This is a genomic window from Flavobacterium sp. NRK F7 (assembly GCF_024054195.1).
Taxonomy (GTDB): Bacteria; Bacteroidota; Bacteroidia; order Flavobacteriales; family Flavobacteriaceae; genus Flavobacterium.
In genome coordinates this window covers 1791591-1807071 of the sequence record NZ_JAMXLB010000001.1, presented here as the reverse complement: position 1 = coordinate 1807071, position 15481 = coordinate 1791591, and the positions used below count along the sequence as shown (strand labels likewise).

Annotated in this window: 18 protein-coding genes; 10 read left to right on the top strand and 8 right to left on the bottom strand. The window is 32.1% G+C overall.

What is annotated here, in order from left to right; translation table 11 throughout:
- Positions 1–2: 2 nt before the first annotated feature.
- The gene (locus tag NHF47_RS07950) at positions 3–743 is read left to right on the top strand and encodes a head GIN domain-containing protein (protein ID WP_252764413.1); all 741 of its coding nucleotides are present in this window, start codon (positions 3–5) and stop codon (positions 741–743) included.
- 127 nt (positions 744–870) lie between these two features.
- Positions 871–1704: a GIN domain-containing protein gene (locus NHF47_RS07945; RefSeq protein WP_252764412.1), complete on the top strand. Its 834-nt coding sequence runs from the start codon at positions 871–873 to the stop codon at positions 1702–1704.
- A gap of 71 nt (positions 1705–1775) precedes the next feature.
- Here NHF47_RS07945 and trxB read toward each other — a convergent pair whose 3' ends face one another.
- The 3 genes from trxB to NHF47_RS07930 all read right to left on the bottom strand — a co-directional run bounded on the left by trxB (position 1776) and on the right by NHF47_RS07930 (position 4682).
- Positions 1776–2723, bottom strand: coding sequence for a thioredoxin-disulfide reductase (gene trxB, locus NHF47_RS07940; RefSeq protein WP_252764411.1), 948 nt, complete (start codon positions 2721–2723; stop codon positions 1776–1778).
- A gap of 90 nt (positions 2724–2813) precedes the next feature.
- Entirely contained in the window at positions 2814–4247 is a 1434-nt protein-coding gene (gene hisS, locus NHF47_RS07935; RefSeq protein ID WP_252764410.1) for a histidine--tRNA ligase, read from the bottom strand.
- Between the two features lie 57 nt (positions 4248–4304).
- Positions 4305–4682, bottom strand: a complete 378-nt coding sequence (locus tag NHF47_RS07930; protein WP_252764409.1) for a four helix bundle protein — start codon at positions 4680–4682, stop codon at positions 4305–4307.
- A 119-nt stretch (positions 4683–4801) separates the two neighbouring features.
- On the opposite strand from NHF47_RS07930, the gene NHF47_RS07925 reads away from it, so the two are divergent.
- Complete coding sequence (locus NHF47_RS07925; RefSeq protein WP_252764408.1) at positions 4802–6043, top strand: ABC transporter permease; 1242 nt, start codon at positions 4802–4804, stop codon at positions 6041–6043.
- 3 nt (positions 6044–6046) lie between these two features.
- On the opposite strand, the gene prmC is transcribed toward NHF47_RS07925, so the two are convergent.
- Together prmC and NHF47_RS07915 are read right to left on the bottom strand one after the other, a co-directional pair.
- Entirely contained in the window at positions 6047–6895 is an 849-nt protein-coding gene (gene prmC, locus NHF47_RS07920; RefSeq protein ID WP_252764407.1) for a peptide chain release factor N(5)-glutamine methyltransferase, read from the bottom strand.
- Between the two features lie 15 nt (positions 6896–6910).
- Positions 6911–7390 (bottom strand): GNAT family N-acetyltransferase, encoded by a 480-nt coding sequence (locus NHF47_RS07915; protein ID WP_252764406.1) that lies wholly within the window; start codon positions 7388–7390, stop codon positions 6911–6913.
- Positions 7391–7472: 82 nt separating this feature from the next.
- Between NHF47_RS07915 and ribD the strand changes: the two genes are divergently transcribed.
- The 4 genes from ribD to NHF47_RS07895 are packed head-to-tail and all read left to right on the top strand — an operon-like array spanning position 7473 to position 10610.
- Positions 7473–8534, top strand: a complete 1062-nt coding sequence (gene ribD, locus NHF47_RS07910) for a bifunctional diaminohydroxyphosphoribosylaminopyrimidine deaminase/5-amino-6-(5-phosphoribosylamino)uracil reductase RibD (protein ID WP_252764405.1) — start codon at positions 7473–7475, stop codon at positions 8532–8534.
- Complete coding sequence (locus tag NHF47_RS07905; protein ID WP_252764404.1) at positions 8527–9132, top strand: HAD family phosphatase; 606 nt, start codon at positions 8527–8529, stop codon at positions 9130–9132. The genes ribD and NHF47_RS07905 overlap by 8 nt, the downstream gene beginning before the upstream one ends.
- Positions 9132–9989, top strand: a complete 858-nt coding sequence (locus NHF47_RS07900; protein ID WP_252764403.1) for an EamA family transporter — start codon at positions 9132–9134, stop codon at positions 9987–9989. Before NHF47_RS07905 ends, NHF47_RS07900 begins: the two co-directional genes overlap by 1 nt.
- On the top strand, positions 9990–10610 hold the full coding sequence (locus NHF47_RS07895; RefSeq protein WP_252764402.1) for a YigZ family protein: 621 nt from the start codon (positions 9990–9992) through the stop codon (positions 10608–10610).
- 4 nt (positions 10611–10614) lie between these two features.
- Here NHF47_RS07895 and NHF47_RS07890 read toward each other — a convergent pair whose 3' ends face one another.
- Positions 10615–11016, bottom strand: a complete 402-nt coding sequence (locus NHF47_RS07890) for a thioesterase family protein (RefSeq protein WP_252764401.1) — start codon at positions 11014–11016, stop codon at positions 10615–10617.
- A gap of 199 nt (positions 11017–11215) precedes the next feature.
- Between NHF47_RS07890 and dnaA the strand changes: the two genes are divergently transcribed.
- Genes dnaA through NHF47_RS07875 form a run of 3 tightly spaced genes read left to right on the top strand, consistent with a single transcriptional unit; the run spans position 11216 to position 13837 of the window.
- A complete protein-coding gene (dnaA, locus tag NHF47_RS07885) occupies positions 11216–12643 on the top strand; it encodes a chromosomal replication initiator protein DnaA (protein ID WP_140998809.1) in 1428 nt (475 codons plus the stop codon).
- Positions 12644–12646: 3 nt separating this feature from the next.
- The gene (locus NHF47_RS07880) at positions 12647–13102 is read left to right on the top strand and encodes a low molecular weight protein-tyrosine-phosphatase (protein ID WP_252764400.1); all 456 of its coding nucleotides are present in this window, start codon (positions 12647–12649) and stop codon (positions 13100–13102) included.
- 3 nt (positions 13103–13105) lie between these two features.
- Entirely contained in the window at positions 13106–13837 is a 732-nt protein-coding gene (locus tag NHF47_RS07875; RefSeq protein WP_252764399.1) for an SAM-dependent methyltransferase, read from the top strand.
- Positions 13838–13841: 4 nt separating this feature from the next.
- On the opposite strand, the gene NHF47_RS07870 is transcribed toward NHF47_RS07875, so the two are convergent.
- Positions 13842–14495, bottom strand: coding sequence for a lytic transglycosylase domain-containing protein (locus NHF47_RS07870; RefSeq protein WP_252764398.1), 654 nt, complete (start codon positions 14493–14495; stop codon positions 13842–13844).
- A gap of 97 nt (positions 14496–14592) precedes the next feature.
- Complete coding sequence (locus NHF47_RS07865) at positions 14593–15465, bottom strand: DUF2279 domain-containing protein (RefSeq protein ID WP_252764397.1); 873 nt, start codon at positions 15463–15465, stop codon at positions 14593–14595.
- Positions 15466–15481: the final 16 nt, after the last annotated feature.

Here is a 15481-nt window from a genome sequence, read left to right as displayed (position 1 = left end):
TCATGACTAAATTAATTATTCAAATAACAAAATTGTTTGTAATTGCGCTTACCTTTTTGTTATTACAATCATGTATGAATTCCAATTGGAATCGAGAAACTATATCAGGAAATGGAAATATTGTTGAAGTAAGTAGAACCGTAGACACACCTTTCCAAGCTGTAAAAGCACAAACTGGTTTAGATGTAATTATAAGACAGGATAATAATGTAAGTATTAAGGTAGAAGCTGATGAAAATTTACTAGATCATATTTTTACAGAAGTAAAAGATGGCGAATTAATTATACATTCCGATGCTAATATTTTAAATTTCAAAGCTAAAAAAATATATGTTTGCGCTCCTAATTTAAACAAAATATCCTCTTCCAGTGGCGCAAGTATAAACAGTGAAAAAACATTAGACTTTGATAATTTAGAATTAGAATCGAGCAGTGGAAGTGTCATAGATATTACTGTAAAAAGCAATTATCTATCCTGTGAAAGTAGCAGCGGTAGTTCCATTATTGCTAAAGGAAGTGCTAAATCAATTACCACAGAATCTTCAAGTGGTAGCACCATAGATTTAGAAAATTTGATTGCAGAAAATGGTCAATCTAGTTCGTCCAGTGGGAGTTCTACGAATGTAAATGTTACTAATGAACTCAAAGCAGATGCTTCAAGCGGAAGCAGTATTCATTTTGTAACCAAACCTTCTTCTTTAATTAAAGATGAAAGTTCCGGAGGTAATGTTTCTTCAAAATAATAACTTTAACAAACATCAGCTAATCACTGATGTTTTTTTTTATATTTGCTCTATGTTATACTTTTTTCAGAATCCCTTTTTGGAATGATTATTGTATAACTTAACCCATCAAATCACATTATATAACATGAAGAAAATAGCTTTTTTACTTGTAGTATTATTTACTTTCTCTACTATTTTTGCTCAAAAGAAAGATAAAATTAAAGGTTCTAAAATTATTACCCACACGATTAAAGAAGTTGAAAATTTTGTCAATATTGAAGTAGAAGACAATGTAGAAATCTATTTGGTTAAAGCAGACACTCCATCCATAGAAATTGAAGCAGATGACAATTTACACGATGTTGTGAATTTTGTTGTTACAGGAAACACACTACGAGTAACTACTTTAAAAACCGTTAGTAGTGCCAAAAAATTCGATTTACGCGTAAATTATGCTTCAGACCTCAAACTTATCACCGTAAAAAACGACGCCAAACTGCATGCATTGAATGCCTTACAATTAGACAGTATTACCATTCAAAATTTTGATAATTCAGCTTCTTATTTAAATGTTAATTCCAATTCGTTTAAACTTATTTTAAATGACAAATCTGAAGCGGAATTAAACATCAAAGCTAAAAATACCGTTTTAGAATTAAGCAAAAGTACCGAATTAAAAGCCTTAATCGCTTCACCAGAAATAAAAATAGACATGTATGAAAAAGCAGAGGCTACTATTGAAGGTGACGCAGCCAATGCAAAAATTAGATTAGATAATAACGCGCTTTTAACAGCAAAGAAATTTACAGTTGGAACCATTGATTTAACGGTGGAAAATTATGCGAAATGTGAAGTAAACGCTGCCAATGAAATTGCCTTATCTGCTTCTGGGAAAACCCAAGTAGAGTTATATGGAGAACCTAAAATTGAAATTAGAAAATTTACGAATACGACTACCTTATATAAGAAAGAGAAATAATCATTATTCCTCCTAAATCAAAAAAGTCATTCTCGCGAATGACTTTTTTGATAGTATATTTTTTTTCTAATTTAATGCTTAGCAGCCAAATAACGTTCTGCGTCTAACGCAGCCATGCATCCTGTTCCAGCAGCTGTAATCGCTTGTCTATAGACATGATCCGCAGCGTCACCACCTACAAAAACACCTGCAACATTCGTTTTAGCTGTACCTGGAATATTTTTGATATATCCGGTTTCATCTAAATCTAAATAATCAGCAAAAATATCGGTGTTGGGTTTATGACCAATCGCCACAAAAAATCCTGTTGCAGGAATTTCTATTACTTCGCCAGTTGCTCTGTTTTTAGCTTTCACACCAGTAACTACTTGTCCGTCACCTAAAACTTCTTCTGTTTCGGTATGCATTAGAATTTCAATATTAGGTGTATTTCTAACACGAGCTTCCATAATCTTAGATGCTCTAAATTGGTCACTTCTAACTAACATCGTCACTTTTTTACAAATGTTAGACAAATAATGCGCCTCTTCACAAGCGCTATCTCCTGCTCCAACAATAACTACTTCTTGATTTCTATAGAAAAATCCATCACAAACCGCACAAGCAGAAACACCACCACCTAATTGTAAATATTTTTGTTCTGAAGGTAAGCCTAAATATTTTGCAGTAGCACCGGTTGAAATAATAACGGTTTCTGCATGAATTTCAATCGTATCATTAATCCAAACTTTATGAATCGCTCCAGAAAAATCTACTTTAGTTGCCCAACCGTCTCTAATATCAGTTCCAAAGCGTTTGGCTTGTTCTTGTAATTCTATCATCATTTCCGGACCTGTGATTCCATTTGGGTAACCTGGAAAATTTTCCACTTCATTTGTAGTAGTCAATTGTCCACCTGGTTGCTGACCTTGGTACAAAACCGGAAACATATTGGCTCTAGCCGCATAAATAGCAGCAGTATATCCTGCTGGACCCGAACCTATAATTAAACATTTTACTTTTTCTATTGTATCTGACATGATCTATTTTTTTATTGAAGCCCAAAAGTAACAATTTTGAACCAAATGAAATGTAATATTACTTACAAAATAACTATTTCACAATAAGGATTATTTATTCTCTTTTAATAGGTTAACCAATTCCTCAAAAGACAATTTTTGTTGGTCACCAGTAGCTAAATTTTTAACTCCGTATTGCTTATTTTTCATTTCTTCTTCCCCAACTAAAACAGCAAATGGAATGCCTCTTTTATCCGCATGTTGAAACTGTTTTCCAATTTTTGTTGCATCTGGATACATTTCCACCTTAATCCCTTCTTGTCTTAATTTTGCAATAGCTTTCATGGCATATTTGGCTTCTTCTAATCCAAAGTTTAAGAATAAGGCTTTAGAAGTTGCAGTAACAGTTTCTGGAAATACGTTTAATTCTTCAATTACCAACGCGATTCGGTCTAAACCAAACGAAATCCCTACACCACTCATGTTTTTCAAACCAAAAATACCGGTTAAGTCGTCATATCGACCACCACCTCCAATGGAACCCATAGCCACACCTTTGGGAGCTGCCACTTCAAAAATAGCTCCTGTATAATAATTTAAACCGCGTGCTAAAGTAACATCTAAATCTAACTGAGCGGTTTGTAAACCAATTTCATTTACATTTTCACAAATGAATTGCAACTCTTCCACTCCTTTCATTCCTTCTTCTGAAGTAGCCAGCAATTGCGCTAACTTTTCTATTTTTTCAACAATGGTTCCTGTAAAACTAAATAAAGGTTGCACTTTTAAAATTGCTTCTTCAGCGATTCCTTTTTCTAGCATTTCTTTTTTAACACCTTCTTCTCCAATTTTATCCAATTTATCCAAAGCAACTGTAAAATCGATTAGTTTATCAGAAGCACCTATAACTTCAGCAATTCCTGACAATATCTTACGGTTATTGATTTTAATAGTTACACCGTTTACTCCTAATTGACTAAAAACAGAGTCGTATAATTGTACCAATTCTACTTCTTGCCAAAGCGAATTAGAACCCACCACATCCGCATCACATTGATAAAACTCTCTAAAACGACCTTTTTGAGGACGATCTGCTCTCCAAACGGGTTGAATTTGATATCTTTTAAAGGGAAATTCAATTTCGTTTTGGTGTTGGACCACATAACGTGCAAAAGGAACTGTTAAATCGTAACGTAATGCTTTTTCAGATATTTTACTTGTAAATTTATTTAATTCGATAAGCTCCTCTGTAGAAATATCTTCCGCTGATTTATGTTGAAGTTCAACAATTTTTGCAGGTAATTCAATTTTATTCTTACTAAAAAAATAATTTCCTGAATTTAATATTTTAAAAATCAAGCGATCGCCTTCTTCACCATATTTTCCCATTAAGGTTTCCGAATTTTCAAAAGAAGGCGTTTCAATAGGTTGAAATCCAAATTTTTCGAAATTGGTTTTTATCGTACTGAAAATATAATTGCGTTTTGCGACTTCAATAGGAGAAAAATCGCGTGTTCCCTTTGGTATACTTGGTTTTTGAGCCATTTTAAATTTAGAATTTAGAATTTAGAATTTAGAAAATGAGTAGTATAAATTATCCATTCAGACTTTTTTTTGATTCTCATTTTCTATTCTTTTTCTAGTGTTTTTAATAATGGTTACAAATATAGAAACTAATTCATTGGCTTCAAGTATTGCTTTTTTGATTTTATCATTTTTTATTAAATTTCTTTCTTGTATAATTTCAAGCCAAAATAAAGTTTCATCAGTTTCTTCTAAAACAATATTCATTTTTGACAAGAACTCTTTATCACTTCTTGCTCTACAAGATGCACGATAATTAGCACCTAATGAAGTTCCTGATTTAGAAATTTGATAAATAATAACTTTAGAAGAAATAGTAGGTGTTATTTCTTCAACAATATCAAGAATAGATAATGTAAAAGATTTTGTTCTTGTTTTTAAATCTTTTTCGCTCATTTAAAAATTTTATTTTTTTGAATTATAAAATTACTCTTTTTATCGTTTTTCTAAATTCTAAATTCTAAATTCTACATTTTTATGTAACAAAATTTGTATTCTAAAGTCTAATAGACGTTATGATAGGATTATTTAGAGAAAATACAAGAATAGCAATCGATTCGATAAAGGGTCAAGCTTTGCGTACATCGTTAACGGTTTTCATTATTATGTTAGGAATTACCTTTTTGGTAGGTATTTTAACCTTAACGAAAGCCTTAGAGAAAAATTTATTTGGCAATTTTGCTTCTATGGGAGCCAATACGTTTTCCATAAGTCGGTATGATTTTTCAGCTCAAATTAATCGTAACGATGCTGATCAAAAAGTGAATCCTATTATTAGTTATCCACAAGCCAAAGCCTTTAAAGATAAATTTAATTTTCCTTACACTACTACTTCTTTGTCTTTTACCGCTGCCAGTAGTATTGAAGTGAAGTATCAAGGAGACAAAACCGATCCAGAAATTAACATTGTAGGTGTGGATGAGAACTTTTGTCCGAATAAAGGATTAGAAGTGGTTAAAGGAAGAAATTTCAACTCTTTTGATGTTTCCAACAACAATTATGTCTGTATTTTAGGTTCTGATTTTGAAAAAGGATTGTTTAAAGATAAAAATCCTTTAGATAAAACAATTTCTATTCGTGGTGCTAAATTTAAAGTCATAGGTGTACTAAAGGAAAAAGGTTCAACCTTTGGAAACAGTCAAGATTTACGTGTTTTAATTCCCAATCAAATTGCGCGTTCCATTTTTTCTGCACCTAACATCAACTATGATTTAGATGTAAAAGTACATAACGAAGCGTTACTGGATGAAGCGGTTGACAATGCGACCTTAACCATGCGATTAATTAGACGCTTGAATCCTATTCAAAAAAATAATTTTGGTATTGAACGAAGTGATGATTTAATTCAAACGTTAGGCTCAAATTTAGCAGTTATTAATTTAGTTGCGGTGATAATTGGTGCCATTACGGTATTTGGTTCCACCATCGCCTTGATGAATATTATGTTAGTATCGGTAAGTGAACGTACTCGAGAAATTGGTATTCGAAAATCACTTGGTGCTAAAAGAAGTACAATTGCATGGCAATTCTTCACAGAAACTTTTATTATCAGTCAAATTGGAGGCATTTTAGGAATTATTTTTGGAATCATATTAGGAACTGTATTAGCTTTATTATTTGGGTTTTCCTTTGTAATTCCTTGGCTAGCGATGTTTGCTGCTTTTATTACTACTTTAATTGTAACTATTATTTCAGGTTTATATCCAGCAATTAAAGCCTCTAAACTAGATCCGGTTGAAGCACTTCGTTACGAATAATAATTACAACGTACAACGAATCATTCGGTCGTTTCCGTAAATATCTTTTTTCAATGTAACGTTTTGAAATCCTAAGTCTTGCAATAAGCTAACGGTTTCCGAGCCTAGATATTGATTGATTTCAAAAAACAAATGTCCGTTTGGTACTAAACTATGTTTGGCTAATTGTGCAATTTTTCGATAAAAAAGCAATGCATCTTCATTGGTTACAAACAATGCCAGATGAGGTTCGTAATCCAATACATTTTTCTTGATTTCTTCTTTTTCAAGTTCTCGCACATATGGAGGATTGGATACGATAACATTGTAAAAGGTTTCCAAAGCTTCGGTTTGTAAGATATCTTGATGTATAAAATGAACCGTAACTTCATTTAAAAGAGCATTTCTTTCCGCAACCAAAAGTGCTTCTTTAGAAACATCTATCGCACTAACGTTTGCATTCGATAGATTTTTCTTTATTGTAATGGGTATACAACCAGAACCCGTTCCTATGTCTAAAATAGTGATTTCTTGAGAAGATTTATTTTGCGATTCGATAATCCATTGCACCAATTCTTCCGTTTCAGGTCTTGGAATTAAGGTGTTTTCATTGACCAAAAAACGCAAACCATAAAATTCGGTTTCCCCTAAAATATATTGGATTGGTTTTTCTTTTTTTAATTGGGAAAGTATTTCATTCCATTTAAAGAGTTCGGTATCCAAAATTTCAAAATCAGGTTGTAAAGCTAAATCTACTCTTTTCATCTGATGCAAATAGTCTAGAATCAGAAAAAAGAAACTTTCAGATTCCATTGGATCAAACAAAGGTTCAAGATTTGCAATGAATTTTTTTTTATAATCTTTTAAAAGCATTTTTCTTAATTTCAATTATTGCAACTCTTTGGTCATCCAAACTTCACAACTACTATGACCTGTACAACCTAAAGGAGCATCGATAGCTTTAAATCCTAAATTAGCATATAATTTTTGAGCTGCTTTCATAAAAGACAAGGTTTCCAAGTAACAAAGTGTAAAATCATTTTCTTTGGCAAATTTCAAGCAGCTTTCAATCATTTTTTTAGCCATACCTGTACCTCTAATTTCAGGTGCGAAATACATTTTTTGCAATTCGCAAATATGAGTTGCTCCATTTTCTAAAGGAGCAATACCACAACCTCCCAAAACCACACCTTCATTTTCAACTACATAATAAACACTTCTAGGTTGCTGATACACTTCAAACAAAGTATCTAAAATAGGATCCGCATAAGCAGTTCCTACTTTTGGAGCATCTAATTCATCAAAAACATCACGAATAACTTTAGCTATTTGTGCATTATCTTTAGGTTCGATTTTTCTAAGAAGCATATCTACGATTTTGAGTGGTAAAAGTACATAATTTGCCACAAATTGATTCTAAAATATATATTAAAAATACTACATTTGTAAGATGAATACACATGAGTTTTACATGAAGCGATGTATCCAGCTGGCCAAAAATGGATTAGGAACCACGTATCCTAATCCACTTGTGGGTAGTGTAATTGTATATAACGATAGAATTATTGGTGAAGGTTGGCACAGAAAAGCAGGAGAAGCACATGCTGAAGTACATGCCATTCAATCGGTAAAAGATAAATCTTTGCTTTCCAAAGCGACTATTTATGTTAGTTTAGAGCCTTGCAGTCATTTTGGAAAAACACCACCTTGTTCCGATTTAATTATTACCCATAACATTCCGAAAGTTGTTGTTGGAACCATTGATCCTTTTGCAAAAGTAGCAGGAAATGGGATTAAAAAACTTCGTGAGAACAATTGTGAAGTTATAGTAGGTGTTTTGCAAAAAGAGTGCAACGAATTAAACAAACGCTTTTTTACTTTTCATCAAAAAAAGAGACCGTATATTATTTTAAAGTGGGCGGAAAGTAAAGGTGGTTTTATTGCTCCAGATCGTTCTTTAAGAACAAAAGAACACACTGCATTAAGACCCGTTTGGATAACCAATCCTTATTCTAGACAAATGGTTCATAAATGGAGAACAGAAGAACAAGGTATTTTAGTAGGAACAACCACTGTTTTAGAGGACAATCCAAAGTTAAATGCACGAGATTTTAAAGGGAATAATCCCATCCGAATCGTATTAGATAAATCCAATAAAATAACTGATAATTATGCAGTTAAAGACAATACTGTAAAAACTATCATCTTTACAGAAAATGATATTTTAACAAAAAATGAAAATATTATTTACGAAAATATTGTTTTTAATACTGATTTTTTATTAATTTTAACAAATCGTTTGCACAAAAAAGAAATTCAATCTATAATTATTGAAGGAGGCAGTCAAACCTTGCAATCCTTTATAGATTTAAATTTATGGGACGAAGCTCGTGTTTTTAAAAGCAATCAAAAACTGAATTCAGGAATTAAAGCCCCGATTCTTAATTCAACAGCTTTAGAAACAATTAGCATAATGGACGATACACTTAAATTATTCAGAAATTATGATTGATACAATTATTTTTGATTTTGGTGATGTTTTCATCAATTTAGATTATGGTGCTACAGAGAGGGCTTTAGAGCAACTAGGTATAAAGGAATGGAATTCCGATTTAGATGTATTAAATAAAAACTATGAAGTAGGCAAAATAGACGAATTAGCTTTTATTGAAGGCCTTCAAAAACATACACACAATGCTGATTTAGTTACTATAAGAGAAGCCTGGAATGCTTTATTATTAGACTTTCCTTTGTATCGATTAGAATTCCTTCAAATGATCTCTTCCAAATATCGCTTGTTCTTGCTCAGCAACACCGATTCCACTCATATAGATAAATTTGAACACAAAGTAGGACAGTCTTTTGCTCGCGATTTCTATGGTTGTTTTGAAAAAGTCTATTTTTCATTTGAAATAGGCAAAAGAAAACCAGACGAAAACACGTATAAATATATTATTGGCAATCATAATTTGGTTCCAAAAAAAACGCTTTTTGTAGATGATAAATTAGAAAATATTGAAGGCGCAAAAAAAGCTGGCTTACAAACTTGGCACCTTAACCCAAAAACAGAAGATGTTACATCCTTATTAGAATTTATAAAAAACATCTAATGATTTCTCTTTTTTGGGCTATTTTTTTCTCCGTACTTTTATTCATTGTATTTAAGTATTTTTCCAAATACAATATTAACACGTTCCAAGCTATTGTTTGCAATTACATCGTAGCTTTTTTAGTAGGCATATATACGACCGAGCAACCCTTTTCCATAACAACAACACTACAAAAGCCATGGTTAGTATATTGCATATATCTTGGAAGTCTTTTCATTGCTATTTTTTTTACTATGGGAAAAACTTCGCAACTCAATGGCGTTTCTGTAGCCTCTGTAGCTAGTAAAATGTCCTTGATAATACCTGTTTTATTCGGACTTCTATTCTTTAAAGAAAGCATTGGTTTTTTAAAGGCTATAGGAATTGGGATAGCCTTGTTTGCCGTTTATTTCACAACTAAAAAGAACACAACTACTATTGAAAATTCAAACTTTACCTTCCCCATATTATTGTTTTTTGGTTCTGGAATTATCGACACCAGCATTCATTTTATTCAAAAAACAAAAGTACCAACTGAAGATACTAGTTTATTTTCATCTTTCACCTTTCTAAGTGCTTTTTTAGTAGGTTGTTTGGTTTTCACTTATCAACATTATAAAAACCAATTTGAATTTCAATTTAAAAACCTAATTGGAGGCATTGCTTTAGGTATTCCCAATTATTTTTCCATGTATTTTTTAATCCGTGCCTTGCAAAATGAAAAAATTCAAAGCGCAACTTTGTTCACATTAATAAATATTGGCGTAATTTTGCTTACTACATTAATCGGACTTCTTTTATTCAAAGAAAAATTAAAAAAACAAAACTATGTAGGTATTGCATTAGCCATACTGGCATTAGTATTAGTATCTTTCTAAATGAGTTTACCCAACACAGACACTTATAAAACCATTGAAATTCCATCTGAAGAAGTACTTTTCAAAGAGAAAAATAGTAAATTCTACGGATATGCCTTTCCTGTTACCAATGAAGAACAAATAAAAGAACGCATCAGTGAACTAAAAAAACAACATCACGCTGCCCGACATTGGTGTTATGCTTTTCAAATTGGCACAGAAAACAAATATTACCGCGCTAATGATGATGGAGAACCCAACAACAGTGCTGGTGCTCCAATATATGGTCAAATCCAATCTTTTGATGTAACCAATATTTTAATAGTCGTTGTTCGTTATTTCGGAGGGGTTAAATTAGGCGTTGGCGGTTTGATTTCAGCATACAAAACAGCCGCTCAATTAGCTCTTGAAAACGCAACTATTGTTGAGAAAACGATTGACATTCATTTTCTCATCACCTTTGATTATAAAAACATGAATAAAGTAATGCGTGTGATTAAAGAACACCAATTACAAATTATTTCTCAGAAAATGGAAATGAACTGTCAAATTGAAATTGCAACAAGAAAACAGAACGAAACAAAAATCACAGAATTATTTGAGTCTTTATTTGAAATAGATTGCAAAAAAATATCGCTTTAAAAAGCTATAGCTGTTTTATTCTCTCACTTACATAATTGGGAGGCAAAGTAGGCCTGCCTGTTTTCATATTTACAAATACTAACATTGAATATCCCGTTGTTAATAACTCTTCCTTATCATTATAAATTTCATAATCAAATTCTATCTTAACAGAGGTTTGACTTTTAAAGATGGTTTTCACGGTTAACACATCATCATAACGCGCTGGTTTCTTATAATTCATTTGCAAAGAAACAACAGGTAACATAATCCCGTTTTCTTCCATCCATTTATATGAAACCCCTAAGTTTCTTAGCCATTCTACTCTCCCCATTTCAAAGTATTGCGCATAATTCCCATGATACACCACTCCCATTTGATCTGTTTCAGCATATCTCACACGCACTTCAAACTGATATTCTCTCATATTAAATACATCTTAATTTAACGTTAAGCAACCCTTCACAGGCTTACAATATTTTTTTTTAAAAATCAATAGCGTTTTTGTTTTTTTTTACCAAAAATTGTTCACATATTTGTTCTCCCGTTTACAAAGCTATTAACTCATTCATCTTTGTAAGACAACTACTATAAAAAGCTAAATAATTATAAAAAAAAACAAATATATGGATAAAACTGCGCAATCAGTATGGAAAAATTGTCTGTTGTTTATAAAAGATAACATACAGGAACAAGCCTATAAAACATGGTTTGAACCGATACAGGCAGTTGACCTTAATGATAACGCACTTTCTATCCAAGTACCTAGTAAGTTTTTTTATGAATGGCTTGAAGAACACTATGTAAAGCTTTTAAAAGTTGCCCTTACGAAAGAGTTAGGACAAAGCGCAAAATTGCTTTATAAAATTAAAATGGAAAATACCTACGGGAACAAACTTCCATTCACAGAGCAAATTCCAAGTAACAATCGTCAGGCTGTAAAAACGCAAGAAGTTGATGTTCCTATTGTTCAAAAAAATCCAGAATTAAAAAATCCATTTATTATTCCTGGAATTAGAAACATTAATATTGATTCGCAATTAAATGCAAATTACAGTTTTGATAATTTTTTAGAAGGTGATTCCAACCGATTGGCTCGTAGTGCAGGAATGGCTGTAGCCAATAAACCAGGCGGAACTTCATTTAATCCATTATTGATTTTTGGTGGTGTCGGATTAGGAAAAACACATCTAGCGCATGCTATTGGTGTTGAAATAAAAGACAAATTCCCTGAAAAAACAGTTTTATATATTTCAGCTGAAATTTTTACCCAGCAATATATCGATTCGGTTAAGAAAAACACAAGAAATGACTTCATCCATTTTTACCAATTAATTGACGTTCTTATTATAGATGATGTTCAATTTTTATCAGGAAAATCTGGAACTCAAGATGTATTCTTCCACATATTCAACCATCTGCATCAAAACGGAAAACAAGTTATTTTAACTTCTGACAAAGCTCCGGTAGACATGCAAGATATTGAACAACGCTTGCTTTCCCGATTTAAATGGGGATTGTCTGCTGAATTACATCAACCTGATTACGAAACAAGAATTTCTATATTAAAAAATATTTTATATAGAGATGGTGTTGAAATGCCTGAAGAAATTATTGAGTATGTTGCTAAAAACATAAAAAGCAATGTCAGAGAATTAGAGGGAGCTATCATTTCATTAATTGCTCAATCTTCTTTCAACAAACGCGAAGTAACTATTGAATTAGCAAAACAAGTAGTTGAAAAGTTTGTAAAAAATGTAAAAAGAGAAATTTCTATCGATTACATTCAAAAAATCGTATCCGATTATTTCCAATTAGACATTGAAACACTTCAATCTAAAACTAGAAAAAGACATGTAGTACAAGCTAGACAGCTAGCGATGTTTTTTGCAAAAAAATATACCAAGTCTTCTTTAGCTAATATTGGAAATCAAATTGGAGATAGAGACCATGCTACTGTATTACATGCCTGTAAAACAGTTGATAATCTAGTCACAACTGATAAACAATTTAGAAAGTTTGTCGATGATATTAATAAAAAACTTTCTTTATAAAAAATGGCTATAAAAATCTTAATGGTTTGTTTAGGAAATATCTGTCGTTCACCATTGGCAGAAGGTATTTTAAAAAGCAAACTACCTAAAGATCAATTTGTAGTAGACTCAGCTGGAACAGGAGATTGGCATGTAGGGCAATTACCTGACAAACGCTCTATTGCCATTGCTAAAAAATATGGAATTGATATTTCTGACCAGAGAGCCCAACATTTTACAGTAAAACATTTCGAACAATTTGATTATATTTTTGCAATGGATATGTCAAATTACAAAAATATCCTTCAATTAGCTCCTAATACTGAAGCTAAAGCTAAAGTAAAATTAATCTTAAATGAGCTTTTTCCCAATGAGAATGTTGAAGTACCTGATCCTTATTATGGTGGAGAAGAAGGGTTTGAAAATGTATATCAAATGTTAGATAAAGTATGCGATGTCATTGCCAAAAAAATAAAGTAACCCATGAAAACCTCTTTTGGAAAACTCTATTTAATTCCTTGCACCTTATCTAATCCAGGTGAAACGACTGTAACACCTGAAGACGTATTACCTCAAACCATCAAAAGAAGTATCGACTTTATAGACGACTACATCGTAGAAAATGAGAAAACAGCACGTCGATTTATAAAAAGCATACATCCCGAAAAAAAACAATCCGATTTAAAACTTTCACTATTAAATAAACATACAGAAGTTTCCGAACATTATACCATGATTAAACCTTTATTAGAAGGAAAAAACATAGGTTTATTGAGTGAATCGGGTTGCCCTGGAATTGCTGATCCTGGTGCTGTTATTGTAAAACTAGCACATGAAAAAGGAATTCAAGTAGTTCCCTTAGTTGGTCCCAGTTCCATTTTATTAGCCTTAATGGCAAGTGGCATGAACGGCCAAAGTTTTGCGTTTAATGGTTATTTACCCATTGATGCTAATGAAAAGAAAAACGAACTAAAACACTTCGAACGATTATCACAAGAAAAAAATCAATCCCAACTTTTTATTGAGACTCCTTACCGAAATAATAAATTAGTGGAAGATTTATTACAACTATTACAGCCTAATACGCATTTATGTATTGCTTGCGATATTACTCTTCCTACTGAATTTATCAAGACGAGAACTGTAGCAGAGTGGAAAAAAAACAAGGTCGACTTACATAAGCGACCTTGCATTTTCATTGTACATAAAATGTAATTAACTAACTAATTTTAGCTTTGGCATTTTTATTTGGGGCAATGTGAGAAATATCATAACCTCCAAATTTTTTAATGTAACTTCTTAGTGAAGTACCAAAACCATCTTTGAAACCTCTTTGACCATTGCTTCTTAAGTATCTTTTTACTGAACCTGCACCTCCTAGGTGAGCAGCAGCAATTAAACCAGATTCTGTAATTTTAACACCGTTTATAACTTTTCCGTTATATTTTTTAATCTCTTTTCTTAACTCCCATTTGTTTTTTGCAATTAAAGCTCTAAATGCTTTGTCTTGTAATTCTGGGTTTCTTAAGAACTCATCAAAGTCATAAACTCCTACAGAACGCAATGTACTTTTTCCAAATTGATATTTACCCATGTACCCATATGAGTTCACCATGTTTAAAATACCTCTTGATTCTTTGAAAGCTAATGCTTGTTTAAAACCAACAAAAGTCTTTCCAACGTAAGGGACAGCTACTAAACTGCTTTCGATTTCGATTTCATCTTCATTCTCACTAGGAACAGAGTAAGAAATTTTCTCATTTTCTCCTAAATGAAACCCTTCTACTTTTTCAATTTCATACGAATTAAAACCCGATGAAACTAATACTACTAGGATGGTCAATCCAAAAAAATACGAACCTTTTTTTATCATAAATTTTAATTTCTCAGGCCCTGTCACAGCACTGAAATTTCCGGGGGCAAAGATACGACAAATTTTACAATATTGATTATGAGCCTGTTAAAGTTTTCTAAAAATAGACGAAGTGCATTTTAAATCCGTTAAAATCAGTAGTTTGGAGTGTTGGAGCTGGAATTTTTACCGTGTTAAAAACAGAAAAAACAGTCTTTAAAAAATGGGAGTTTGTTTTAATTTTCGTCAAATCAACGTCAAAACTTAAATAAAATTGACGCGAAATGGAAGTATTAAAATTAGCATTCAAGGCTTCTTGTTGATTTCCAAAAATCATTCCATCACCACCATAACCGATAGCTAAATTGAACCATTTAGGAAGGTATTCTTTTTTAATAAAAGAATACAAATTAAAAGACAACCAATAGGTTTGTCCGTTATAATCTTTTAGTATTTCTTCTTGCAATCCGTTTCCTAGAGTTTCTGGCCGCAAAGCAGCATATCGGGTTTGATGAAAAGAAAATTTAGGTGTGATTCGTTGCTCTTTCCAAAGTAATTCTTGAGAAACAAATAAAGCGGTTCCTGTAACATTGGCTATCATATCTCCTGAAGAAGCGCCCCATTCTTGAGAAAAACCATCAAAAACTTCCACTACAGTTAAGAATCCTAAACCCAAAGTTGCACCATACAACAATTGTTCTTTTTGAGAAGCGCCACTCCAAGCTAAAGCATCAGCTCCTATCCTACCCAAATGATAGGATGAGTACATATGACCCAATTTATCCATTTGAAGCCACTCTTCATTATCATTTATAAAATGGAAATTACTTTTGGGATAGTCTTTATACCATAATTGGTTTAACCCAATTAACGTACCACCTAAAACAACCGATTCTGCTATGTAAACACCTTTTTTTCTATTGAAATTTAGAGTATCCGAAGGTTTTAAAAATAGATTGAGTTGGGATTGCGAATACGAAAAAAAACTCACCCAAAAGAAAATGAAA

Excerpts from the sequence above, each read along its gene's own strand:
- NHF47_RS07890 (WP_252764401.1), bottom strand. The coding sequence starts at position 11,016 with ATGAGAGAATATCAGTTTGAAGTGCGTGTGAGATATGCTGAAACAGAT.
- NHF47_RS07870 (WP_252764398.1), bottom strand. The coding sequence starts at position 14,495 with ATGATAAAAAAAGGTTCGTATTTTTTTGGATTGACCATCCTAGTAGTA.
- NHF47_RS07900 (WP_252764403.1), top strand. The coding sequence starts at position 9,132 with ATGATTTCTCTTTTTTGGGCTATTTTTTTCTCCGTACTTTTATTCATT.
- NHF47_RS07915 (WP_252764406.1), bottom strand. The coding sequence starts at position 7,390 with ATGCTTCTTAGAAAAATCGAACCTAAAGATAATGCACAAATAGCTAAA.
- NHF47_RS07945 (WP_252764412.1), top strand. The coding sequence starts at position 871 with ATGAAGAAAATAGCTTTTTTACTTGTAGTATTATTTACTTTCTCTACT.
- NHF47_RS07930 (WP_252764409.1), bottom strand. The coding sequence starts at position 4,682 with ATGAGCGAAAAAGATTTAAAAACAAGAACAAAATCTTTTACATTATCT.
- prmC (WP_252764407.1), bottom strand. The coding sequence starts at position 6,895 with ATGCTTTTAAAAGATTATAAAAAAAAATTCATTGCAAATCTTGAACCT.
- dnaA (WP_140998809.1), top strand. The coding sequence starts at position 11,216 with ATGGATAAAACTGCGCAATCAGTATGGAAAAATTGTCTGTTGTTTATA.
- hisS (WP_252764410.1), bottom strand. The coding sequence starts at position 4,247 with ATGGCTCAAAAACCAAGTATACCAAAGGGAACACGCGATTTTTCTCCT.
- NHF47_RS07905 (WP_252764404.1), top strand. The coding sequence starts at position 8,527 with ATGATTGATACAATTATTTTTGATTTTGGTGATGTTTTCATCAATTTA.
- NHF47_RS07880 (WP_252764400.1), top strand. The coding sequence starts at position 12,647 with ATGGCTATAAAAATCTTAATGGTTTGTTTAGGAAATATCTGTCGTTCA.
- ribD (WP_252764405.1), top strand. The coding sequence starts at position 7,473 with ATGAATACACATGAGTTTTACATGAAGCGATGTATCCAGCTGGCCAAA.
- NHF47_RS07925 (WP_252764408.1), top strand. The coding sequence starts at position 4,802 with ATGATAGGATTATTTAGAGAAAATACAAGAATAGCAATCGATTCGATA.
- NHF47_RS07950 (WP_252764413.1), top strand. The coding sequence starts at position 3 with ATGACTAAATTAATTATTCAAATAACAAAATTGTTTGTAATTGCGCTT.
- NHF47_RS07875 (WP_252764399.1), top strand. The coding sequence starts at position 13,106 with ATGAAAACCTCTTTTGGAAAACTCTATTTAATTCCTTGCACCTTATCT.
- NHF47_RS07895 (WP_252764402.1), top strand. The coding sequence starts at position 9,990 with ATGAGTTTACCCAACACAGACACTTATAAAACCATTGAAATTCCATCT.
- trxB (WP_252764411.1), bottom strand. The coding sequence starts at position 2,723 with ATGTCAGATACAATAGAAAAAGTAAAATGTTTAATTATAGGTTCGGGT.